General features: G+C 64.8%; 19 protein-coding genes. 1 reads left to right on the top strand and 18 read right to left on the bottom strand.

Annotation, left to right across the window (positions count from 1 at the left end; genetic code table 11):
• Positions 1-36: 36 nt before the first annotated feature.
• The 18 genes from guaA to H578_RS0109745 all read right to left on the bottom strand — a co-directional run bounded on the left by guaA (position 37) and on the right by H578_RS0109745 (position 21,728).
• A complete protein-coding gene (gene guaA / locus H578_RS0109830) occupies positions 37-1,587 on the bottom strand; it encodes a glutamine-hydrolyzing GMP synthase (RefSeq protein ID WP_028464150.1) in 1,551 nt (516 codons plus the stop codon).
• Positions 1,588-1,702: 115 nt separating this feature from the next.
• Positions 1,703-2,662, bottom strand: a complete 960-nt coding sequence (gene galE / locus H578_RS0109825; RefSeq protein WP_022873513.1) for a UDP-glucose 4-epimerase GalE — start codon at positions 2,660-2,662, stop codon at positions 1,703-1,705.
• A gap of 2 nt (positions 2,663-2,664) precedes the next feature.
• The gene (gene arfA, locus H578_RS0109820; protein WP_022873512.1) at positions 2,665-4,203 is read right to left on the bottom strand and encodes an arabinosylfuranosidase ArfA; all 1,539 of its coding nucleotides are present in this window, start codon (positions 4,201-4,203) and stop codon (positions 2,665-2,667) included.
• A 72-nt stretch (positions 4,204-4,275) separates the two neighbouring features.
• Positions 4,276-5,361 carry a LacI family DNA-binding transcriptional regulator gene (locus H578_RS14635; protein ID WP_022873511.1) on the bottom strand — a complete coding sequence of 362 codons (1,086 nt, stop codon included), beginning with the start codon at positions 5,359-5,361 and terminating at the stop codon, positions 4,276-4,278.
• 9 nt (positions 5,362-5,370) lie between these two features.
• Positions 5,371-6,273, bottom strand: coding sequence for a carbohydrate ABC transporter permease (locus tag H578_RS0109810; protein WP_022873510.1), 903 nt, complete (start codon positions 6,271-6,273; stop codon positions 5,371-5,373).
• Entirely contained in the window at positions 6,273-7,241 is a 969-nt protein-coding gene (locus H578_RS0109805) for a carbohydrate ABC transporter permease (RefSeq protein WP_022873509.1), read from the bottom strand. Before H578_RS0109805 ends, H578_RS0109810 begins: the two co-directional genes overlap by 1 nt.
• Positions 7,238-8,566, bottom strand: coding sequence for an extracellular solute-binding protein (locus tag H578_RS0109800; RefSeq protein WP_028464147.1), 1,329 nt, complete (start codon positions 8,564-8,566; stop codon positions 7,238-7,240). Before H578_RS0109800 ends, H578_RS0109805 begins: the two co-directional genes overlap by 4 nt.
• Positions 8,567-8,727: 161 nt before the next feature.
• Positions 8,728-9,864 (bottom strand): glycerate kinase, encoded by a 1,137-nt coding sequence (locus H578_RS0109795; RefSeq protein ID WP_022873507.1) that lies wholly within the window; start codon positions 9,862-9,864, stop codon positions 8,728-8,730.
• An 83-nt stretch (positions 9,865-9,947) separates the two neighbouring features.
• Positions 9,948-10,874: a sugar phosphate isomerase/epimerase family protein gene (locus H578_RS14630; protein WP_022873506.1), complete on the bottom strand. Its 927-nt coding sequence runs from the start codon at positions 10,872-10,874 to the stop codon at positions 9,948-9,950.
• Positions 10,871-12,085 (bottom strand): dihydrodipicolinate synthase family protein, encoded by a 1,215-nt coding sequence (locus H578_RS0109785; RefSeq protein WP_028464145.1) that lies wholly within the window; start codon positions 12,083-12,085, stop codon positions 10,871-10,873. The genes H578_RS14630 and H578_RS0109785 overlap by 4 nt, the downstream gene beginning before the upstream one ends.
• A 23-nt stretch (positions 12,086-12,108) precedes the next feature.
• On the bottom strand, positions 12,109-13,275 hold the full coding sequence (locus tag H578_RS0109780) for a Gfo/Idh/MocA family protein (protein WP_022873504.1): 1,167 nt from the start codon (positions 13,273-13,275) through the stop codon (positions 12,109-12,111).
• Between the two features lie 151 nt (positions 13,276-13,426).
• Complete coding sequence (locus tag H578_RS0109775) at positions 13,427-14,674, bottom strand: FAD-binding protein (protein WP_022873503.1); 1,248 nt, start codon at positions 14,672-14,674, stop codon at positions 13,427-13,429.
• On the bottom strand, positions 14,671-15,471 hold the full coding sequence (locus H578_RS0109770) for a sugar phosphate isomerase/epimerase family protein (protein ID WP_022873502.1): 801 nt from the start codon (positions 15,469-15,471) through the stop codon (positions 14,671-14,673). Before H578_RS0109770 ends, H578_RS0109775 begins: the two co-directional genes overlap by 4 nt.
• The gene (locus H578_RS14625) at positions 15,468-17,477 is read right to left on the bottom strand and encodes a DUF2264 domain-containing protein (protein WP_022873501.1); all 2,010 of its coding nucleotides are present in this window, start codon (positions 17,475-17,477) and stop codon (positions 15,468-15,470) included. Before H578_RS14625 ends, H578_RS0109770 begins: the two co-directional genes overlap by 4 nt.
• On the bottom strand, positions 17,474-18,487 hold the full coding sequence (locus tag H578_RS14620) for a hydroxyacid dehydrogenase (RefSeq protein ID WP_022873500.1): 1,014 nt from the start codon (positions 18,485-18,487) through the stop codon (positions 17,474-17,476). The genes H578_RS14625 and H578_RS14620 overlap by 4 nt, the downstream gene beginning before the upstream one ends.
• Complete coding sequence (locus H578_RS0109755) at positions 18,484-19,794, bottom strand: ABC transporter substrate-binding protein (RefSeq protein ID WP_022873499.1); 1,311 nt, start codon at positions 19,792-19,794, stop codon at positions 18,484-18,486. The genes H578_RS14620 and H578_RS0109755 overlap by 4 nt, the downstream gene beginning before the upstream one ends.
• Before the next feature lie 48 nt (positions 19,795-19,842).
• Positions 19,843-20,787, bottom strand: a complete 945-nt coding sequence (locus H578_RS0109750) for a carbohydrate ABC transporter permease (RefSeq protein ID WP_022873498.1) — start codon at positions 20,785-20,787, stop codon at positions 19,843-19,845.
• Positions 20,784-21,728 (bottom strand): carbohydrate ABC transporter permease, encoded by a 945-nt coding sequence (locus tag H578_RS0109745; RefSeq protein ID WP_022873497.1) that lies wholly within the window; start codon positions 21,726-21,728, stop codon positions 20,784-20,786. The genes H578_RS0109750 and H578_RS0109745 overlap by 4 nt, the downstream gene beginning before the upstream one ends.
• A 145-nt stretch (positions 21,729-21,873) precedes the next feature.
• Here H578_RS0109745 and H578_RS0109740 point away from each other — a divergent pair, with 145 nt between their 5' ends.
• Entirely contained in the window at positions 21,874-22,965 is a 1,092-nt protein-coding gene (locus H578_RS0109740; RefSeq protein ID WP_022873496.1) for a LacI family DNA-binding transcriptional regulator, read from the top strand.
• The last annotated feature ends 1 nt before the right edge of the window (position 22,966 follow it).

The following is a 22,966-nucleotide window of genomic DNA, read 5'->3' as shown; positions in this document are numbered from 1 at the left end:
CCAGAGACACTTACGGACTTTGGAGGAAGGCTACCGCTACTCCCACTCGATCGTCCCGGGGGGTTTCGAGGTCACGTCGAGGGTTACGCGGTTGATCTCCTCCACCTCATTGGTGATCCGGTTGGAGATGGTCGCCAGCAGCTCGTAGGGCAGCCGTGACCAGTCGGCGGTCATCGCGTCCTCACTGCTCACCGGTCGCAGCACCACCGGGTGACCGTAGGTTCGCCCATCACCCTGGACTCCCACCGACCGCACATCGGCCAACAGCACCACTGGCATCTGCCAGACCTCGGCATCCAGTCCTGCGTTGGTCAGCTCTTCCCGGGCGATCGCATCGGCACGACGCAGAATCGCCAGACGTTCTTCGGTGACTTCTCCGATGATGCGGATCCCCAGCCCCGGGCCGGGGAAGGGCTGGCGCTGGACGATTTCGGCAGGCAAGCCGAGCTCGGCGCCCACTGCGCGAACTTCATCTTTGAACAGGGCGCGCAGCGGCTCCACGAGTTTGAACTGCAGATCCTCGGGCAGCCCACCCACATTGTGGTGAGACTTGATGTTGGCGGCACCCTCTCCCCCACCGGATTCCACGACGTCGGGGTAGAGGGTTCCCTGGACCAGGAACTCGACCTTGCTGCCTTCGGCCTCAGCCTCTTCCAGGATGTTGCGCTCGGCTTCTTCGAAGGCACGAATGAACTCGCGGCCAATGATCTTGCGTTTCTCCTCCGGGTCGGAGACCCCCGCCAGGGCGGAGAGGAAACGTTTCTTCTCATCGGCCACGTAAAGCTTGGCCCCAGTGGCGGCTACGAAGTCACGTTCGACCTGTTCGGCTTCGCCTTCACGCATCAGCCCGTGGTCAACGAACACGCAGGTCAGTTGGTTTCCAATGGCCTTTTGCACCAGCGCGGCGGCCACTGCGGAGTCCACTCCCCCGGAAAGACCGCAGATCGCCTGGGCATCGCCGACCTGCTCCCGGATGGCGGCGACCTGTTCTTCAACGATATTGCCGGTGGTCCACTCCGGGGCCAAGCCGGCGCCCTCGTAGAGGAAGTTCTCGATGACCCGCTGACCCTGAGGCGAGTGTTTGACCTCCGGGTGCCACTGGACCCCGTAGAGCCGACGAGCGTCGTCGGCGAAGCAGGCGACCGGAGCGTGGTCGGAGACAGCAAGCACCTCAAAGCCCTCCGGGGCCCGCTGGACGGAGTCGCTGTGGGACATCCACACGTCCTGGACCGGGTCGGTGCCATCGAGCAGCCCATGCGGTGCGGTGGTCTGACGCACCTGTGTTTTGCCGTATTCGCGGTCCCCGGTGCGGGCGACCTCCCCACCCAGGGCGTGGGCCATGGCCTGAAACCCGTAGCAGATACCCAAGACGGGGATGCCGGCTTCAAACAGCTCCCGTTCAACCCGCGGGGCATCTTCGGCGTAAACACTGGCCGGGCCTCCGGAGAGAATCACCGCAGCCGGCTGCCGGGCGATGATCTCAGCGGCAGCCAGGGTGTGCGGGACCACCTCGGAGTACACACGGGCCTCACGGACCCGCCGGGCAATCAGCTGGGCGTACTGGGCCCCATAGTCAACGACGAGCACCGTCTGGGCTGCGTCATTCGCGCGCTCCCGGTGAGGGTTCTGAGCGGAAGGCTGGGCGGAGGATTCGGTGGGCTTATCAGGCTGAGAAGTCACCGCCCTATCCTACTCAACCCACCTACTCGCCCGGTCCGGAGGGCCTGCCCAGCGCCTCCCAGGCATCACCGATGATGGTGTCTAAGTCGCGGTGTGGTGTCCACCCGAGCACCTGCTTGGCCTTCTTCCCTGAGGCAACCAAGACCGCAGGGTCCCCCGGGCGGCGGGGTTCTTCCCGCACCGGCAGGTCCCGCCCGGTGACTCGCTTCACCGCGTCGATGACCTCACGCACGCTCGAACCCACTGAGGTGCCCAGGTTGAAGACCTCGTGAGTACCAGGCTGAACCCAGTCCATGGCCAGCAGGTGAGCTTCAGCCAGATCCACCACGTGGATGTAGTCGCGCACCGCGGTTCCATCATGAGTGGGGTAGTCGGTGCCGAAGAGCTTCGCTTCCCCCTGTCCGGCAGCGGCGGTGAGCAGATTCGGAATGAGGTGGGTCTCAGGGTCGTGGCGTTCCCGCAGGTGACCCGAGGCTCCGCCGACGTTGAAGTACCGCAGACTCACCGCAGCTAACCCATGGGCGGCGGCTTCCCCGGCGAGCATGTGGTCGATCGCCAGTTTGGAGGCCCCATACGGGTTGATCGGAGCAGTGGGGTGCTCCTCGGTGATCGTCTCGGAGACCGGGTTGCCGTAGACCGCAGCGGTGGAGGAGAACACAAACCGCGGCACCCCGGCGGCACGCACCGCATCGATGAGCTTCAAAGTGGCGACGATATTGCCATGCCAGTACCGCTCCGGGTGGGCCACGGACTCCCCCACCAGAGACTTCGCAGCCAGATGCACCACCGCATCGAAACTCGAGTCGAGGATCTCCCCGGCATCACTGATATCACCGTGGTGCCAGCTCGCCCCAGCGAGGACATTCTCCCGGTGGCCGGTGGCCAGGGAGTCGACGACGACGACGTCGTGGTTGGCATCCAAGAGTTGCTGGGTCACCACGGACCCGATGTAGCCGGCGCCGCCGGTGACCAGAACCTTCATGCTCACACCCTATCGACATCGAGCTGGATCGCCGCCCAGCTCAGTGCCGGCAGGCTGCCGCGGACCACACCGTCTTCCACGCCGATGGAGGTCAAGGGGGTTAAGCCCACCGCCTCGCGGTGGTGCAGGGTGTTGGCAGTGTGCCGGTCCCCGCCCTCAGGCACGGTGAGCAGCTCGGCACTGCTGATGCCGCTGACTGCCAGCCCACGCAGGTCCAGGGAAATCTCGGCGTCTTCGCTCAAGCTGCGGTTAGCCAGGAACAGAGCCAGCTTGCCGGTTTCCTCATCCCAGGTGGCGGCGGCGTCGACGAGGTCCACGTCCCCGAACTTCTCTGTGGGGGTCTGGGTGGAATCGACCTTCAGGTGCAGGATCTCACCGGTGGCCAGCTTCGACATCCGGGCGAAGGGCCAGAAGCTCGTCTGCCGCCAGGCCGGGCCGTTTTCCTCGGCGCGGATGGGCGCGATGACATTGACCAGCTGGGCCTGGTTCGCGATGGTGACCCGGTCGCCATGGCGCAGCAGAGAGTGCAACAGGGTTCCGACCACGACCGCGTCAGTTACCGAATAGGTGTCCTCAATGACCCGTGGGGCCACCCGCCAGCCGGCCTTGGCCACATTGTGCGGCTGGTCCTCACCGTCGAGGCCACGCTGATACCAGACATTCCACTCGTCGAAGGAGATGTTGACCTGTTTGCGGTGCTTCCCAGCGGCCTTGACCGCGTCGATGGTGGCGACCACCCCGTCGATGAAGGCGTCCATGTCCACCGCCTCGGCGAGGAAGCTGGCGGCGTCACCGTTGTCCTCGTAGTAGTAGGCGTGCATGGAGATGTAGTCGACTTCTTCATAGGTGTGTTTGAGCACCGTGTGCTCCCAGTCCCCGAAAGTGGGCATCTGCCGGTTAGAGGAGCCCACGGCGACCAGTTCGATGTCCCGATCGACCAGTTTCATCGCCTTGGCGGTCTCCTGGGCCAGCCGGCCGTATTCATCGGCGGTCTTGTGTCCGATCTGCCAGGGCCCGTCGAGCTCATTGCCCAGGCACCACAGTTTGATGCCGAAGGGCTCTTGGGCCCCATTGGCCCGGCGCATATCCGACCAGTACGTGCCGCGGGGGTGGTTGGCGTACTCCACCAGAGCCCGGGCTTCCTCCACCCCTCGAGTGCCTAGGTTGATAGCTTCCATCACCTCGACGTCGGCTTTTTTGGCCCATTCGACGAATTCGTGGAGACCGAAGGTATTCGGCTCGATCGTGTGCCAGGCGCCGTCGAGCCGGTTGGGGCGGCGATCCTTGGGGCCGACGCCGTCTTCCCACCGGTAGCCAGAGACGAAGTTTCCTCCCGGGTAGCGCACCACAGTCGGGCCCATCTCCTTGACGAGTTCGAGCACGTCAGTACGGAAGCCGTGCTCATCGGCCGAGGGGTGAGCCGGTTCGTAGATACCGGTGTAGACACAGCGGCCCATGTGCTCCACGAAGGAGCCGAAGAGCCGGCGGGGCACCGGGCCCACCTGGAAATCGCGGTCGATGACGATGCGTGCTTCAGCCACTGGGTCTCCTCGGGTGTGACAACGGCAGGGTTTACAACGATGCAAGTCGTTCTCTCACCCTAACCGGGTGTGTCATGCACCACAACCACACGCGCTCCAGCCAGTCGGTGTCGCGCCAGTGGAGCCTCGGGTCACCACCTGGTGTGGAATACACACCGCCCGGGGAGGCAGGGAGCGGTCATCGAGCCGGGAGCTGAGCAGGTCGAAGGCGGCGGTGACGTAATCGGCGTGGTCGAAGGAGATCGTGGTCAGCGGTGGGTTGGTGAACTGGGCGTGTTCGACGTCGTCGAATCCGGTCACTAAAACATCCTCCGGTACCCGGATACCGCGTTGACTCAGCACGTGCAGAGCACCCATGGCCAGCGAATCGGTGAAGGCGGCCACAGCGTCGAAGGTCTCACCGGCGGCAAGAATGCGTTGCATGCCCCGAGCCCCGCCGGCCATCGTCCAGGGCACATCCCCGACTTCCAGCCGCGGGTCGGGGCTCAGCTGCGCCGCTTTCAGCGCGGCGTGGTGCCCCTGGTACCGCAGGGTGGGGGTGGCGTGCCGACCGCGGGAACTGCCGCTGGCACCGATGACGGCGATGCGCCGGGCTCCCCGGCTGATGAGGTGCTCAGTCATCTGGTAGGAGGCGGTCTCACTGTCGATGAAAACCCGGTCCACCCGGTGTTGTTCGACCTCTCCAATGAGGACCACCGGGGGGAGGTGCTCGACGTGTTCGACCACACTGTCTTCCAGACTCACCGGGTTGAGGATCAGTCCGTCGATGTGGTGAGCCCGGGCCCGGGAGACCAGGTCGAACTCCCGCCGCGGGTCGGCTGCGGTCTCCTCAATCTGTACGGCGATGCCGCGGCTGTGGGCTTGCCGCACTACGGTCTGACTCAAGGAGGCGGAGAAGGCCGTACTGAGATCCGGCAGGGCCACGCCGATCACCCCGGCACGTCCGCTGCGCAGTCCCCGGGCACTGAGGTTGGGGACGAAGTCGAGTTCGGCGATGGCGGCTTCGACCCGCTGTCGGGTTGCTGGGCGGACTCCTGCCGCACCGGTGAGCACATTGGAGACAGTCTTCGGGGAGACCCCGGCGACGGCGGCGACGTCTTTCATGGTCGGCCGGGGTGGCCGGTTACTGACTCTGCGCTGAGTCTCTGCCGGGCTCATGGGCCCACTTTACTGACCACCGAAGCCGGTGGTGGCCACGCCCTTGACGATCTGCCGTTGGAAGAAGAGGAACACCACGATCAGCGGCAGGGCGGCGAGGACGGCCTGAGCCATCACTTGGGCGTATTGGATCCCGTAGGCGCTGATGACGGTCTGCAGTCCCACAGGCAGGGTCATCAGCAGGGTGTCGTTGATGATGAGGAAGGGCCACAGGAAGTTGTTCCACGCCTGAATGAACACAAAGATGGACACCGCCCCGAGGATCGGCCGGGACAGGGGCAGCACCACGGACCAGAACACTCTCAACCGGCCGGCCCCGTCGACGCGGGCGGCGTCTTCGAGCTCAATGGGCACGGCGTCGAAGAATTTCTTGAGGATGAAGACGATCGGTGCCATAACAACCTGCGGGAGGATGAGCCCCCAGTAGGTATCCACCATATTGAAGGCAAGCATCTGGTAGTACAGCGGAATGATGAGCGCCTGGGGTGGGACGATGATCGAGGCGATCACGGCCACGAAGATCCACTTCTTCCCGGTGAACTGCAGCCGGGAGAACGCGTAAGCAGCCAGGGCGGAGATCGCCACGGTGATGAAGGTGATGACCGCAGAGGTCCATGCGCTGTTCAGTGCCCAGATGTAGATATTGCCCTGGGAGAGGATCGATTCGAAGGCCTGCAGGGTGGGCCCGGATTCCCCGATGAAGGTCAGTTCCCCGGCTGCGGCGTCAGTCTCGGTCTTGAAGGCGGTCGCCACAGCCCAGACGATGGGCCCTAGCCAGATCCCGGCCATGATGACCAGGGCAGCGAAGGCGAGGATGCGCGCCGGGCTGTAGGGGCTCTCACCGGGGCGCCGGTTGCGGGAGCGGACTTTGGTGACATCGACATTGTCGAGGGCGGGTGCTGCGGCACTCATCAGTTCCCCTTCCGTCGGGAGAGCACCGTCATCTGGAAGATTCCGACGATGACGATGAGGGCGAAGAAGATATAGGAGATGGCTGAGGCGTAGCCGAACCGGTAGCCGACGAAGCCTGCCTCGAAGATGTACTGCACGATGGGACGGGAGGTGTCCGAGGATCCGCCGTTCATCATCTGGTAGGCCTGGTCGAATAATTTCAGGGAGGCCAGGGCTTGCAGTACCAGCACCACCACGGTGACCGGACCCAGTTGCGGCAGGGTGATGGAGAATAATTGCCGCCACCGGCCGGCACCGTCCACGGCGGCGGCCTCATATTGATGCTCCGGGATGTTCTGCAGGGCAGCCAGGTAGAGCAGGAAGTTGAATCCGACAGTCCACCACACGGTGGCGATGGTGATTGAGATCAGATCGATGTGCTCGGTCTGCAGCCAGGCGATGGGTTCGAACCCGAAGGTGGTGAGGATTTCATTGGCGACTCCGATCTCCGGGTTGAAGATCCACATCCAGATTTGGGAGATCACCGTGGAGGCCAGCAGGAAGGGCATAAAGAAGCTCAGCCGCCACAGCCACTGGCCGGGCAACCCGGTGTTGACCAGTAAAGCCATCACCAGGGCGAAGAGCACCAGGGGGATGGTGGAGATGACGGTGAACCAGACAGTGTTGCGGATGGAGGTCCACACCACTGGGTCGGAGAGCGCCTCAGCGTAATTCTCCAGGCCGATGAAGCTACCTCCGGCCCCGGTGAGCGACTGGTCGGTCATCGACAGGTAGATCCCGTGGGCCAACGGCCAGATGACGAAGAGAAAGAACGCCAGCATGAACGGGGCTAGGAAGGCCCAGGCGATGAGCTGGTTGGCCCGACGCGCCTGACCGCGGGTACGCCCGGCGGTGCTGATACCCGGGCCCTCCTCCACGGTCTCCGGTTCGGGGGCCACGGCACTGCGATCTGCGGTGACATCGGTCATATCTGGGTCTCCTCCGGGTCCGCCGGGTTGGGCCGCTCCAAGATGTCTTCGATGTGCCGGCGGAAGTTCTCCGCGGCTTCATCGAAACCTGAACCGGAGACCACGGTGTTGCCGACGATGTTGCCGAAGTCCTGCACAAAGTTGGACCCGGATCCGGTGAACCAGGCCACCGGGTCGTAGACAATGTGATCGGCGGCTTCGGCGTATTCGGCCTGCGGGCTCAGCTCGGCGTAATCAGGGTCTTCGATGATCGGCTGGTAGGCGGGGATGTGACCAGCACCGGCCCAGTCCAGGGAGTTGCTTAACAGTTCGGCGACGAAGGTGTAGGCGTAGTCGCGTAGTTCGTCGTCGGGATCCATCTGGTGGGGCAGCACAAAGGAGTGGGAGTCGGCGTAGACGGCTTCCTGGCCGAAGATCGGCGGGATCATCGTGGCACCCAGCGGCACGCCCGCCTCGCGCATGGTGGGCAGCTCCCAGACTCCGGTGAAGTGGATACCGGATTCCTGGGCGGCGAATTCAGCGATGGCGAAGTCGATGGTGCCTTGACGGGCAGCAATCTCCCCGTCGGCCAGCTGGGACATGAACTCCAGAACCGCCACGAAGGTGTCCTCGTTGAAGTCCACACCGTCGGTCTGGCTGAAGCTCATCTGCTCGCCGTGTTGGCAGTAGAGCCCGTAGAACAGCCGCCACATCTGGGTGCCGTCAGCCAGGAAACCGTAGGAGAGCCCGTGGTTGCCGGTGACCCCGGCGATCTCCCGGCACATCTGCAGGAAGTCATCGGGGTTATCGGGACGCAGCAGCCGCCCGTCGGAGTCGAGCACCCCAGCTTCTTCGCAGATCTCGGTGTTGTACAGCGCGATGAACGGGTGAGCGTCCAGCGCCACACTGTAGAGCTCGCCGTCGACCTGGGAGGCTTCCCAGATGGGTTCGGAGAAGGTCGACTCATCGACCCCGAGCTCGGCCAGCCGGTTGAGGTCCCAGGGGTCCAGCAGCCCGCCGGGAACGTAACCCGGTACACGCGAGGCGTGCATCACGGCTAGTTCGGGGGCGCGTCCGCCGGCTCCGGCCATGGCGAGTTTGGTGTAGTAGGGGGCGCCCCAGGCGAGCACTGTGGGGCGGATAAAGAAGTCCTGGTGGGCGTCATTGATGGTGTCGATGAGCCCCTGCATGGTGATGCCGTCACCACCGGAGAGCAGGTGCCAGAACTGGACTGTGGCTGCCTCCCTCGTTCCGCCTCCGGCTGTGCATCCGGCCAGCGCCATGGCTGAGGCGGCCCCGAGGGCTCCGGCGAGCACCTGCCGCCTGCTGATCTGCATTCTGTCCATCCGTACCGCCTTGGTATCGGCCTGCTCGCATCGTGTTCTTACAACGATGAAAATGTGATGCACATCATACACAGAATGTGGTGTGTGTCACAGGGGTGTGAGGTGTGGGGTCACACAGTGGGTGCGCTACAGGCTGATGTCAGGTCAATAAGGGGGACTGCTCAGCGGCGGGCCAGCAGATGGCAGGCATGGGCGGCGGTGTCTTCGATGAGCTGGGCCGCCCGCGCTTGGAGCCTGGCCAAATCGGCGGGACCATCGGCGATGGAAAACGCGGCGGTAATCCCCGCGGCGCGGCATTCGGCGGGACTTAGCTGCAGACCCCCGCAGATCACGACGACGGCGGCGTCTTCCGGTGCGCGGGAACTCACCGCATCGACGACCTTGCCGGCCAGTGATTGGGAGTCCAACCGCCCTTCCCCGGTGAGGACGATATCCGCCCCGGTAAGGGCCTCAGCGAGTCCGACGGCTTCGGCGACCATCGTGGAACCGGGGACCACCTCGGCACCCAGCAGGCTGACCAGGGTCACGGGGATGCCGCCTGCGGCACCGAAACCGGCTCGAGTGCGCAGATCATCGGCAGCGGTACCGGTATGCTCGGCGAGCACCCCACTGAGGTGAGTCAGCCCGGCGTCCAAAGCGACGACGTCGTGCTCATCGGCACCTTTTTGCGGACCGAAGACCGCAGCGGCCCCACGGGGCCCGGTCAGCGGGTTGTCGACGTCGACGGCGATGCGCCAGCGGACCTCCCGAGCCCGGGGGTGCAACCCGGTGAGGTCGATTGAGGCGATCCTGCTCAGCCCTTCTCCTCCGGGAGCCACCGCAGCGGCCGCGGCGTCGAGGAACTGTGCTCCCAGCGCGGTGAGCAGCCCGGTCCCGCCGTCAGTGGAGGCCGAGCCTCCGATGCACAGCAGGATTTCCTCGGCCCCGGTCTGTAGTGCGGCCGCGGCAATGAGACCGACCCCGTAGGTGTCAGCACGGCGGGGCTGTAAGGGCACATCGGAGACGGCCGGCAGACCGTTGCCTTCGGCTGCTTCGATGATCGCGGTCCGCCCATCCGGGGATCGGCCAAATCGCGCGGTAGTGGGTCGGCCGATCGCATCGACGACTTCGACCGTCTCGGCCTGGCTACCCCAGGCCTCCAGGAGCGCATCCAGGGTGCCTTCTCCCCCATCGGCGAAGGGCAGCTGAATGATCTCCGCCTGACCAAAGACCTGCTGCGCCCCGGCAGCAAGGGCCGCAGCCGCTTCACCGGCGGAGGCCGAACCCTTGAATGAATCCGGGGCGCAGACGATCTTCACTGGGGGTATCCGTTCTGAACTGTCGATTTCTCAGGTGGGGTGCTCCACCGACGATCACAGAGACCGTGCGTTAAACCCCGTGCTCAGATCCCGAAGGAGATCCGTTCCCCGGCTGGGTTTTGTGCCTTAGCCGCGCCCTCTTCCAGGGCGGGCAGCACCAGCTCGGCGTAGCGGGACTTCATGGTCTCGACGGTGAGGCTGGCGTCCTGGTTGTTGATCTCCACGTTGAAGATCTCCACCTCCACCGGGCCGGTGTAGCCGGCCTCGGCCACCCATCGGCTGATGGTGGGGAAGTCGACGTAGCCATCGCCCATCATCCCGCGGGATTTCAGGGCATCGGCGGCGATCGGCAGGTTGAAGTCGCAGATCTGGTAGCTGGCGATGCGGTTCTCCCGACCGGCCCGCTCGATCTGCTGCTTCAGCTGCGGGTCCCACCACACGTGGAAGGTGTCCACGACGACGCCGACCGTCTCCGCCGGGTAGGGCGCGGCCAGATCCAGCGCCTCACCCAGCGTGGAGAGCACGGCCCGGTCGGCGGTGTACATCGGGTGCAGTGGTTCCAGCACCAAGCGGACATTGTGCTCAGCGGCGTAGGGGGCCAGTTCGGCGATCCCTTCGGCCACCCGCTGCCGGGCAGCGACGATGTCCTTATCTTGCCGGTCCCCCTCCCCTCCGATGACGTGGGCTGCGGCCGGCAGACCGCCGACCACCATAATGAGCTCTCCGGCACCGATGGCCGCGGTCTCGCGGATCGCCGCGCGATTGGACTCGATGGCGGCTCGCCGCGCCTCGGGGTCAGAACCGGTGAGGAACCCGCCGCGGCACAGGGTGGTGGCCTTCAGCCCCGCAGCGGAGATGATCTCAGCGGCCTTCTCCTCGCCGCCGGCCTGCTCCAGCAGGTGCCGCCAGGGCCCGATGTGCCCCAGCCCGGCACCGGCCACCGCCTCGACTGCCTCCTGCAAGGAGAGGTTTGGGGTGGTGCCGGTGTTCAGGGAGAGTTCAAAGCTCACTGGATACCTCCCACGGTCAGCAGGCTCCGCATCCGGGAGGCAGCCAGCTCGGGGTCACGCAGCAATCCGGCCCGGTCGGCGAGCACAAAGGTGTGCGCCAGGTGCGGGATGGAGCGCCCAGAGTGCAGCCCACCGACGAGTTGGAAGCCGGGCTGGTGGCCGTTGAGCCACGCGAGGAACGCCACACCGGTCTTGTAGTAGAAGGTCGGCGCGGAGAAAACGTGCTGCCCCAGCTCCCGGGTGGAGTCCATGATGGCCCGGCCTCGCTCGGCGTCTCCGGCGTCGTAGGCCTGCAGGGCTGCCGAGGCCGCCGGGTAGATGGCCGCGAAGATCCCCAGCAGGGCGTCGGAGTATTCCTCTCCTTCACCGTGGATGAGTTCGGGGTAGTTGAAGTCGTCTCCGGTGTAGAGGCGCACGGAGTCTGGCAGCGCAGCGCGCAACTGCTTCTCGTGGTCGGCGTCGAGCAGGGACACTTTGACCCCGTCAACCTTGGACTCGTTGTCCCGAATGAGCCTCAGGAACGTCTCCGTGGCGGTGGCGACGTCGTCGGAGCCCCAGTAGCCGGCCAGGGCGGGATCGAACATCGTGCCCAACCAGTGCAGGATGACCGGTTCCTTGGCGGTCTTCAGCAACTGGGTGTAGATGGTCAGGTAGTCATCAGCTCCGGAGGCGACTTTGGCCAGGGCGCGGGAGGCCATGAGAATGACCTTGGCCCCGGATTCCTCCACCACTTGCAGCTGCTCCAGGTACGCCTCGAGAACCTTCTTCAGGCCTTCTTCACCGGTGGGTGCGGTGGCGGGGTCGAGCTGGTCGGTCCCGGCACCGCAGGCGATGAGGTCGCGTACCGAGCGCCCGGCCAGGGCCGGGTACTTTCCGGAACGTACGACGCCGGCAGCTTCAGCGGCTGAGCGGCGGATGAGTTCCTTGGTGGCCTCCCAGTCAAGTCCCATCCCGCGCTGGGCGGTGTCCATCGCGTCGGCGACACCCAGTCCGTAGGACCACAGTTCGTGGCGGTAGGCCAGGGTGGCGTCCCAGTCGAGCTGGGCGGGGCTACCGGGAGTGTTCTCGGCGGTCATCACCGGCACCACGTGGGCGGCGGCGTAGACCTTGCGGGACTGGATGGGTCCGGTGGGCCGGGAGAACTCCCCGGGGCCGGTCATGGTGTAGTCGACCCGCTGACCATCCAGGGTCGGCAGGGTGAGTGTTGGCAGTGTACTCATCGTCTGTGGGCCTCTCAGAGGGTGATCTCGGGGATCTCGACGGTGCGGCGCTCAGCGGCGGACTTCAGTCCCAGCTCGGCCAGCTGCACACCGCGGGCGGCAGAAAGCAGGCCGAAGCGGTGTTCGCGTCCGGCGACGGCGTCGCGGAGGAACTCTTCCCACTGGGCTTTGAAGCCGTTGTCGAAGGTGTCGTTGTCTGGAACTTCGACCCACTGGTCGCGGTAGGACTCGGTGACCGGAAGGTCGGGGTTCCACACCGGCTTCGGGGTGGTGGAGCGGGCCTGGGCCACGCATTTCTGCAGTCCGGCCACCGCGGAACCGTGGGTGCCATCGACCTGGAATTCGACGAGTTCGTCACGGTAGACGCGCACCGCCCAGGAGGAGTTGATCTGTCCGACGACCTCGTCACCATTGGGGGTCTCGAGGTCAAAGATGCCGTAGGCGGCGTCGTCGGCGTCGGCGTCATAGGGCTGGCCGTTTTCATCCCACCGGGTGGGGATGTGGGTGGCAGTGCGGGAGGTGACGGTCTTGACCTTGCCGATGATGCCTTCGAGCACGTAGTTCCAGTGGCAGTACATGTCGGTGGTCATCGAGCCGCCATCGGCCAGCCGGTAGTTCCAGGAGGGGCGCTGGGCGGGCTGAACGTCGCCTTCCCACACCCAGTAGCCGAATTCACCCCGCAGGGAGAGGATGCGCCCGAAGAAACCTTCATCAACCAGTCGGCGGAGCTTAATGAGCCCGGGCAGGTAGAGCTTGTCGTGAACCACACCGGCGGTGACGCCTGCGGCTTGAGCCTGCTTCGCCAGGTCGACGGCTTCATCCAGAGTCTCGGCGGTGGGCTTCTCGGTGTAGACGTGCTTTCCGGCAGAGATCGCCTTGGACAGCGTGCCGTAGCGCAGGGAGGTCATCGAGGCATCGAAGACGATGTCGGTCTTGTCATCGTTGATGATGCCGTCGAGGTCGGTGGTGTATTCGTCGACATCATGCTGGGCGGCGAGGTCTTTGATCTTGTTCTCGTTGCGGCCCACCAGGATGGGCTCCACGGTGATCTTGGATCCATCGGCCAGGGTGATACCGCCCTGGTCACGGATAGGCAGGATGGAACGCAGCAGGTGCTGGCGGTATCCCATGCGGCCGGTGATGCCGTTCATGGCGATGCGCAAAGTGCGAGTGTCGGACATGTGCGTGGAGTCTCCTTGAGTCGAAATCGACCGGGGTCGCAGGCTGTGACCCAGGTTACGGAATGCGCTTTCCACGTTATTCTGCGCGCATTTGCCCTGTCAAGCAGCGGCCGAAAGCGGCAGCAGGTGCTTCAGGCCGTGGGCGAGTGCCTTAGGCGGTGGGCAGGTGCGTGGTGAGGAACTCGGAGCCGAAGACTCCGGTGGGATCGAGACTCTCACGCAGAGTGTGGAAGTCACTGACACGGGGGTAGAGCCCGGAGACGTCCCCGACGTGGAATAGCTTTCCCCAGTGGGGCCGTGCCCCCAGGGGGAGCAGCTCATCCTCGATGACTGGCAGCAATGCGGCGACCTCGTCCATGTGCTGGCGCCAGGTGAAGTGAATACCGATGTGGTCGTCACCATAGGCCGGGGAGAGCCATTGCCGGTCCTCGGCCATGGTGCGTATCTCGGTGACGAACAGGTGCGGATCCAGCCGGGGGCCAAGTCGGCGGATCCGGGTGATGGCTTCGACCGCCTGGGGCCGAGGGATGAGGTATTCGCTCTGGAGTTCGTCCCCGTTGCTGGGGGTGAATTCGAGTTTGAAGTGCGGCAACCGGGTGTCCCAGCTGCCCCAGAGCCCAGCCTGATCGGTGGTGCGCTCCGGGGGTCCTTCCACCAGTCCGACATCGTAGGTCAACGCGGCGACACCAAAGAAGTCCTCAGGCGGAGTGGAGGTGGATTTGAGCCAGACACGGACGTCGTCGTCCCACCGGGTGAACAGGCTCACGCTGTAGGCCGAGGAGGTGATGGTCTGGAAGTTCTCCAGGATGCTCTCCAACGGCACGGGCTCGTAGACGTCCTGGCGGACCTCGAAGCTGGGCACAATATCGAAGGTGACACTGGTGACGACTCCCAGGCTGCCGAGGTTGACGACCGTGCCGTCGAAGTCAAGGTCACCGCGGCGGTAGCTGCGCAGCTCGCCGTCGGCGGTCACCAATTCGATCCCGGAGACCAGGCCAGATAACGGCGGGATCGTGTCCCCGGAGCCGTGGGTTCCGGTCGCCACAGTGCCGGCCACACTGATGTGCGGCAGGGAGGCCATCGTGGCGATCGCCCACCCGGAGGCCTGCAACCTGGCGGCGAGTTCACCACAACGCATCGCGGCGTTGACGGTCACGGTGCGGGAGGCCTCGTCAATGGAGAAGTGCCGGGGCATCCCGGCCAGATCCACCAGGTCACCGGGGGTGTCAGCCACGGTGTTGAAGCTGTGCCGACTGCCCAGGGCTTTAAGTCGTTCGGCCTGGGCCACCGCCTCGCGCAACTGGTCCAGACTGGTGGGGGTCAGCACCCGCTGTGCCGAGTAGCGGAGGTTTTTGGCCCAGTTGAGTTCGCCGGTACCGGCGGCAGGAGGTGTCGTCATGGACTCATTGTGCCGGGGTTGTGGCGCCGGAACCACTCAGCGGTGCTCGCCAGCGCGTCGGCGAGCGGTTCGATCTGCGGGTGCCAGGCTTTCTCCCATTCCAACGACACCCAGCCGCAGTAGTCCTGTAACAGGCGGGCGTGCTCATCGAGTGGGATCTGCCCGGCCCCGGTGAGCACCGGGGTCCAGGCCTCACCGTCCATGATGACGTCTTTGACCTGGAAGTACGCGAAGTACTCCCCCAGGGTCGCTTTGGTTTGCTCAGGTGTCTCCCCGCTGCGCCAGGGGTGGAGGGCATCCCACAGCACTGCCGCATGGTGGGGGTCGCCGAGGTCTTTCACCAGCTGGAGGGCCTCGGCTGCAGTGGGGTGGGTGTCGTGGGTTTCGACGAGTAACTGCACCCCGGTCTGGCGCAGCTGGGGTAGCACTGTGGCGATCCTGGACTGGGCACCACCGTGGTGACCGGGCTCTCCCCCGGGGAAGACCCGGATGCCGTGAGCGCCGGTCTCAGCGGCTAGGTCGATGAGCCGGCGCAAACTGGCGACGACGGCGTCGTCGCTCTCTTCGGTACTACACACTCGCACGTACCCGGCCAGTGCGGAGATCTCCAGCCCAGCTGCCTGGATGCGTTCGCCGATTCGGCGTGCCTCGGTCAGGGGGGTGTGGGGACGGAGAAATTCGTCGTCGTGGACGCGCAGCTCTACCCCAGCGCAGCCGTGGGCGTGAGCGGTGTCGATGACCTCATCGAGGCCGGCACCGGGCATGCCTAGGGTACTGAAGGCGAACTTCCACCTCACCGCCGACCACCCTGGCTCGCGTGACTGCCGGAGGCACTATCCAGGCTCGTTCCGCCTAGCGTCACGGTCACTGGCTGGGTGAGGTCGGCACCGGTGAAGCCGATGCGCACAGGGGCCGACTCTCCCGCCCAACGGAAGGTGACGGCGTCGTCGGTGACAGTGAGATCCTCCACCGCGGTGGAGGGATCGGGCCGGTGTGCTTCCTCCCCGCTGAGGGCAGCTAAGCAGACGTAGACTCCGTTCACCGGCACTTCGGCTCTGAGCCGCGGCACCCGCGCTGCGGCGGTGTAGGCGGTCCCGGCCGGGGCGATAACGTCATCGGCTGCAGACCAGCCGTGCAGCGGCACCAACACTGAGGCCGGCCCCAGCTGGGTGTCATCTGATGCGGTGCGTGGATCGGGGGTGGCCCAGCCGGTGGTCTCAAGGGCAGCCTCAGCAGGGGCTGCGGTCACCGCGTGGACGCGCACCTCCCAGGTGCCGTGGACGACGACGACGCTGAGCACCTTCAGCCCGGGAATCACCGTGGGCGGGCCGTCGAAGACCGGACGGTGCCAGGAAGCGGCCCAGCCGCTACCGGTCTGCAGGGTGCCGGCTCCGAGGGGGTGGATCTGGGTGCGCGAGCCGCGGCGGTTCTGCCAGATGACGGCGAGGTCGTTGTCCGCGGTGTTGGTCGTGGTGGTGGGCCCGGTGTGGCTGGAGTAGGCCCAGCGGGTGTAGAGCGGGTCGGGGCGCCCGGCGGCTGCCCCGTTTTCTGCGCGCAGGTGGTCACTACCGTGGTTGTGCAGGCGCACGACCCCGTCCTGGGCGGTGGAGTGCAGCAGTAGACCGGCCGGTTCCACGGCAAGAACGTGGTCCCCGGTTTCGGCGGGCGCCGGTTCCTCGGTGGCCGTCCACAGGGGGTGATCGGCCCCGGCAAGCAGGCAGACGAAGCCTTTGGAGGCCCAATACGGGGAGGCGGGCCCGGAATAGTGCTGCACCGTGGGGGCGTGCTCGCCGTGCCAGCCGAGGCTGAGCAGGCCGTGGGAGTTCAGCGCCCCACGGTCCAGGAAATACTTCAAGGTTCCGCTGATGATCCGGCGGGAGGCGCCTGGGGTCAGTGGGGTGTCTGAGGTGGCTGCGCCCAGGCCCACGGCGGCTGCGGCGGCGAACCGGTACGTCATCGACCGGCCGAAGTAAACGGGGGCGCCGTCGGCGGCGAAGAAATGACTCAGGCTCTCCAGGTGGGTGCTCAACCGCTGCCGGTAGATGCTGGTCCCGCTGCTGGGGTCTTCGCCGGCTTCCCGTGCCGCCATGAGTTCGTCGAGCACCGGGTAGAGGTGCAGTGCCCACCCGTTGTAGTAGTCATAGGCCCCGCCGTCGCCGTCGGTGTACCAGCCTTGGCCCACGTCCCAGCTATCCAGTAATTCGAGCCCACGCTGGCGGATCCGGGTGGTCAGTTCGTCGCCGCGGCCCACGGAGTCGAGGAACCCGGCGACGGTATAGGGGAAGAGGTACCAGTTGTTTGCAGCGGGCAGGGAGACCAGGGCATCGCGCAGCCAGGCGTCGGCTCGGTCTTGTTCGGCGGAGGAGAGCTTGTCCCATAGCCATGGCCGGGTGAGTCGCAGTCCCAGCGCCACCGAGGCGGATTCCACCATCGGTTGGCCCTGAATAAAGAAATCGCGGATGACCGGCCAGGATTCGGCGTCGTCGTGCCCCGGTGTGCTGGTTCCGGCGATGAGCCCTTCGGCGTAGCGGGGTAACCAGCCGTGGGGGTCTTCACCGTTGGCCCCGGCGACCCGGAATGCGGCGGCCAGAAAGGTGCGTGCGTAGCCTTCCAACCCGTCAGAGACGACTCCGCTGCGGGAGGTTTTCCCGGGCAGGTCAAGCCGTGCGCCACGGGGGCTGGCCCAGCGCCAGGCGGCGGTGAGTAACCCGTCAGCGCAGGCTTCCCAGTGCTGCCGGGTGTAGCCGGTGTGGGGGCTGAGGGCGCGGTCTTCCTCCGGCAGGTTCAGTACGGTGTGGCTCATGCGATCACGTCCAGTGCTGAGTATGGGATGCGGTGGCGTAAGGAGTGTCCCTGGGTGTAGCGGGTGAGCTCCTCCAGGGCGGTGATGAACAGCCGGCGCAGCTCATTGCCTTCGGAACCGGCCAGGTGAGGGGTGATGAACACATTCTCACACTCCCATAACGGGTGCTCGGCGGGAAGCACCTCCGGGTCGGTGACATCCAGGACCGCCCGGATTCGGCCGGATTGGGCCGCCGTGGTGAGTGCGTCATGGTCGACGACGCCGCCACGGGCAGTGTTGATGAGCACGGCACCGGGTTTCATCGCCTGAAGTAAAGCGGCATCCACTAGCCGGTAAGTACTAGGCAGCAAGGGGGTGTGGATGCTGAGAATGTCGCTGCGCCTGAAAAGTTCTTCATTGGTGACCAGTTCGGCGTCGTATGCGGCGGCGGTCGCTGCGTCGATGTAGGGGTCGGCCAGGAGCACATGCACATCGTGGTGGCGCAGCCGCTCCATCACCCCGCGGCCGATCAATGAGGCCGAGAGGATCCCCACCGTGGTGCCGTAGTTGCCGATCGGGCCGCAGACCTCAGGGTGGCTTCGACGCCGGTGACGTCGGTAGTCAGAAGCCCGCTGCAGGACACGTTTGCCCTCCAACAGGATCATCGCCAGGGTGTACTCCACCACCGGCACCGCATTGGCTGCTGCGGCTGAGGTGACCTCGATGCCACGGCGGAAGCAGGCCTCAGAGACATGCCCACGGACCGAGCCGGCCGTGTGGACGATAAGTTTCAGCTGCGGAGCCTGCGCCAGGGCGGCCTCATCGATGACCGGGCAACCCCAACCGGTGATGAGCACCTCCGCCTCAGCGAGCAGCGCCTCGGCCCGCAGGGAACTGAACTCGGTCAGTGGCTCTGGATCCGGCACCTGGCAGACCGCGCGGATCTCATCGAGGCCTCGCGGGCCCACCACAGTCCCGGCGACATCAGGTGACATCGCCAGGACTGCAGTGGGGGCAGCGGGAATGGTCATTCGACGTCGAACCCTTGCTCATTGCCATAGGCCGCGGACTGTTCTCCCCACTCTTCGAGACCCTCACTCAAGGTGGTGTCGCTGACGTAGGCCTGCCCGGCTGTGTCATTGAAGATGGAGATGGCGTGGACGTGGAAGGGCAGGTACTGCCGCCCTTCAGCGACAGAGTCGGCAGATTCGGCCAACACCTGGTAGACCTGCTGGTCACCGAAGTACTCGACCTCCTCGTTGAGGTAGTCCTCGTCCTCGAGCCGCTCGACCGTGGCGGGGAAGACTCCTTGGTCCCGGGCCAGGTCTGCTCCTCCCCCGTTGGAGGCGAACTGGAGGAAGTCGTAGGCCAGTTCTTTGTTGTCGGAGTCCTCCATAATGGCGATGGACGACCCGCCGTTCTCCGCGGTCGTGAACTCCTCACCTTCCCACTGCGGCATGGGGGCCACTCGCCAGTCACCGTGGCCCTCCTCCACACCGGATTGCAGGTTGGAGCCCATCCAGGCGCCTGTGGTCAGGGAGGCGATCGTGCCATTGGCCATGCCCTGATACCACTCATCCGACCAGGCGGTGATGGGGGCTAGGACCTCATCTTCGATGAGTTCGTTCCAGAGTTCGGCCCACCGCTGAGTTTCCGGTTCCGAGAAGTCAATGGAAACACTGGTTCCGTCGACCTGGTAGGGGCGTCCGCCCGACTGCCAGATCATCGAGGTCGCGAAGCCGGCGTCGCCGGTGTCTGCAGCAAGGTAGACATCCGGGTCGGCCTCATTGAGGTCACGGGCGGCCTGGGCGAAGTCCTCCCAGGTCTCGGGCACCTCGATGCCGTGTTCCTCCAACAGTGCCGCGTTGTAGAAGAAGGCCATGGGCCCCGAGTCGATGGGCAATCCCCAGATGCCGCCTTCCATGGTGACTGAGTCCCAGGGACCGGGGGTGTAGGTGCCTTCAAGATCCTCGGCGCCGAGTTCGCTCAGATCCGCCAGGGAGTCGGCGATGGCGAACTGCGGGATGGCGTAGTACTCAATTTGGGCCAAATCCGGAATCCCGGACCCGGCGGCGACCGCGTTCTGCAGGGCGGTGTACTGGTCCTCATTGGTGCCGACGTTTTGGACTTCTACAGTCACCTCGGGGTTCTCTTCCATATAGGCCTCGGCGATGTCCTCATAAACGCCGGTCCAACCCCAGAGCAATAGTTCCCCGCCCTCGGCGGCGATGTCCTCATCGACTTCTGATGTGCCATTGTCTGCACAGCTGGTGATGACCAGCGCCAGTGCGGCGGCACCGGCGAGCGCACGACGACGACCTCTGGTGAGTGCGAGCATGATGTGTCCTTACCTTTCACTTCATTGGGATGGGTACAAAGTTCAAAGTCATTCCTTGACCGAACCGGCGGAGAGCCCGGCTTGCCAGAAGCGCTGGAGCAGGAGGAAGACGGCAATCAACGGCAAGATCATCAGCAGGGATCCGGTGATGACCAGATCAAAAACTGCTTCTCCCCCGGCGGTGGAGGCTTGACTGTTCCAGGCGTTGAGCCCCAGCGTCAGGGGATACCAGGAAGAGTCCCGCAGCATGATGAGCGGTAAGAAATAGTTGTTCCACGTGGCCACTGTGGTGAACAGCGCCACAGTCACCGTTCCCGGCGCCAGAAGCGGGGCAGCGATCTGCCAGAAGATTCGGAACTCACTGGCACCGTCCATGCGCGCGGCTTCCATGAGTTCAGTGGGGACCGCCTCGGCCGCGAAGACCCACATCAGGTAGAGCGCAAAGGGTGAGATGAGGGAGGGGATGATGACCGACCACGGCGTATTCGTCAGTTCCAACTGGGAGAACATCAGGAAGGTCGGTACCGCCAGAGCAGTTCCGGGCACCGCAGCGGCCCCGATGACCACCGCGAAGACGGCTCGTCGTCCGGGGAAATTGAACTTGGCCAACCCGTATCCGCCGGCCACGGCAAGCAGGGTGGCTCCTCCGGCACCAGCGACCACATAGAGAATGGTGTTGAGCAGCCAACGGGTGTAGATGCCGTCGTCGTAGCTCAGCGTGGCGGCGATGTTCTCGATCAGGTGGAACGAGTCGGAGAACCACAGGCCGAAAGACGTAAACAGCTCCGCCTGCGGTTTGGTGGCGTTGAGCACCAGCCACACCAGGGGGAGCAGCGAGTAGATCAGCGCGATGGAGGTCAGCGCGGTCAGCAAGGCGCTTCGGCGCGGCCGGGTCACACTGCTGAACCGTGTGCTTTTCAGCATGGACGTCCGCGCCGGGCGACGCCGTGCCGAAGTGCGGTGTGTGCGGGAATCTGTAGCGGTGATGGTCATCGCATGTCCTCCCGCATACCGCGCAGCTGGACGACATAGGCCACCAGCATGGTGATAACCCCCATGATGATGGCCACTGTGGCCGCGTAGTTGAATTGCTGGCCGGCGAAGGACAGCGAGTAGGCATAAAGATTCGGAGTGAAGGAAGATGAGATCGAATTCGGCGCCATCGCTTGGAGAATGCTCGGTTCGTTGAAGAGCTGAAAGGAACCGATGATGGAAAAGATTGTCGCGATCACCATCGCGCTGCGGATGGCCGGCAGCTTGATCGCGGTGATAATCCGCCACTGTCCAGCACCGTCGATCTCAGCGGCCTCATACAGTGAGTGTGGAATGACCCGCAGGGCGCTGTAGAAGATGAGCATGTTGTAGCCCACAAACTGCCAGGTGACGATATTGCCGATGGCCAGCAACACCCATTCCGGAGCCAGCGGGCTGGGGATGTTCAGGCCGAACATGTCATTGAAATTCGCCACCAGCCCGAACTGTGTGCCATACATGAACCCCCACATCAGCGTGGCGACCACAGCCGGCACCGCGTAGGGCATGAAAACCGCAATCCGGAAGAAGTTCTTGCCGTGGAGGCGACCGGAATCGATGGCCAGGGCGACGAGTAGGGCGATGCCCAGCATGACGGGCACCTGAATCACCAGAAAGAGCGTCACGCGACCTAGTGCGCGCCAGAGCTGCTGATCCCCAAAGGCCTGGATGTAGTTCTCCAGCCCCACGAACTGGTTGCCACCGACCATCTGATCCCGGAAGAGGCTCAGCCACAGCGAGTAGATGATCGGAGCCAAGAAAACGAAGGCAAAGACCACCATGAACGGGCCCACGAACGCCCACCCAGTCCACTTTCCGCGCCGTGGCGGGGGTGTGGCGACCGGCGGCTGAGATGACTCAGCTGGATCGGCCACATGGGCTACGGGTGCCGCCACGGTCATCGTTCCTCCTCTCACGCCAGCGATAGCCCTCGCCACCGCAGTGGGATCACGATAATGTGACTTCAATCACGGTGTCAACGATTTCGATCATATTCATTCGTAACGTATATAGTTCGATCAATCGATCATTGAGTGGAGAGAGGTCATGAGGGAATCAGTACAGGCCCGGCAGCAGCGGATCCTCGGCGTCATCGACCACCACGGGGAGGTCAAAACAGCGGATCTCGCGGAGCTGACGGGAGTATCCATGGTGACCGTCCGCCGAGATCTAGATGCCCTCGCCCGCCGCGGCGAAGTTCTGCGGCAACACGGTCGCGTGCGCCGCTCCTCAGACAATCAGGGTGTCGCCGGCGGGAATCTGGGGACGGTGGCAATCGTCGTTCCGGAACGCCATGCCTACCTGGCTGAAGTCACACAGGGAGCCCGTAAACAACTCGAACGCGCCGGGTTCCGAGTAGTCCTGAGCCTGACCCCGCATGACCGCGCAGCCGAACGCGAAGTCATCGAGCAGATCACCGCCGAAAAGACGGACGGGCTGTTACTGGCTCCGCGGTGGCAAACCGCCGAAGACGAAGACCGCGACACCGAGATCCTTGCCGGGCTGAGCGTGCCGACTGTTCTGATGGAACGCCATCCGGGCAGCTCCGGAAGACTCCACCACGTGGATTCAGTCAGCAGCGACCACACCCACGGTGTCCACCTGGCGGTCGATCATCTGGTCGAACAGGGACACCGGCGCATCGTTCTGGCATCCCGTGAAGACAGCCCGACCGCGCGGCGTGTGCACGAGGCCTTCATCAGAATCGCTGAGACCGACTCCCGTATCGAGCACTGGCGAAGTGTCCTGAGCTCCTCGGAGGCAACAGCCTCTGCAACACGCAGCACTGAGGCCGCATCCCGGGACAACGGGTGGTTTCCCCAGCTGCTGCGGGAGGGGGAATTCACCGCCGCGCTCATTCACAGCGATGAGAACGCACTGGTCCTCACCCAACGCATGGCCTGGGCCGGCATGTCCGTACCGGGGGACTGTGCGGTGGTGGCCTATGACGACACCGTCGCCGGGCTGGGCTCGGTACCGCTGACTGCTGTCGCACCGCCGAAAGCTGCGGTGGGCTCCACCGCAGCGGACCTGTTGTGTCAGCGGCTGCGCGCCGAACAGCAGGGCGAAACCTGGGTGCCCCGGCGCGTGGAGCTACTGCCCTCCTTAGCGGTGCGGGACTCGACCCGCAGCCGGTAAA

Source organism: Nesterenkonia alba DSM 19423, from assembly GCF_000421745.1.
Lineage (GTDB): Bacteria > Actinomycetota > Actinomycetes > Actinomycetales > Micrococcaceae > Nesterenkonia > Nesterenkonia alba.
This window is presented reverse-complemented; position numbering and strand designations above follow the sequence as displayed.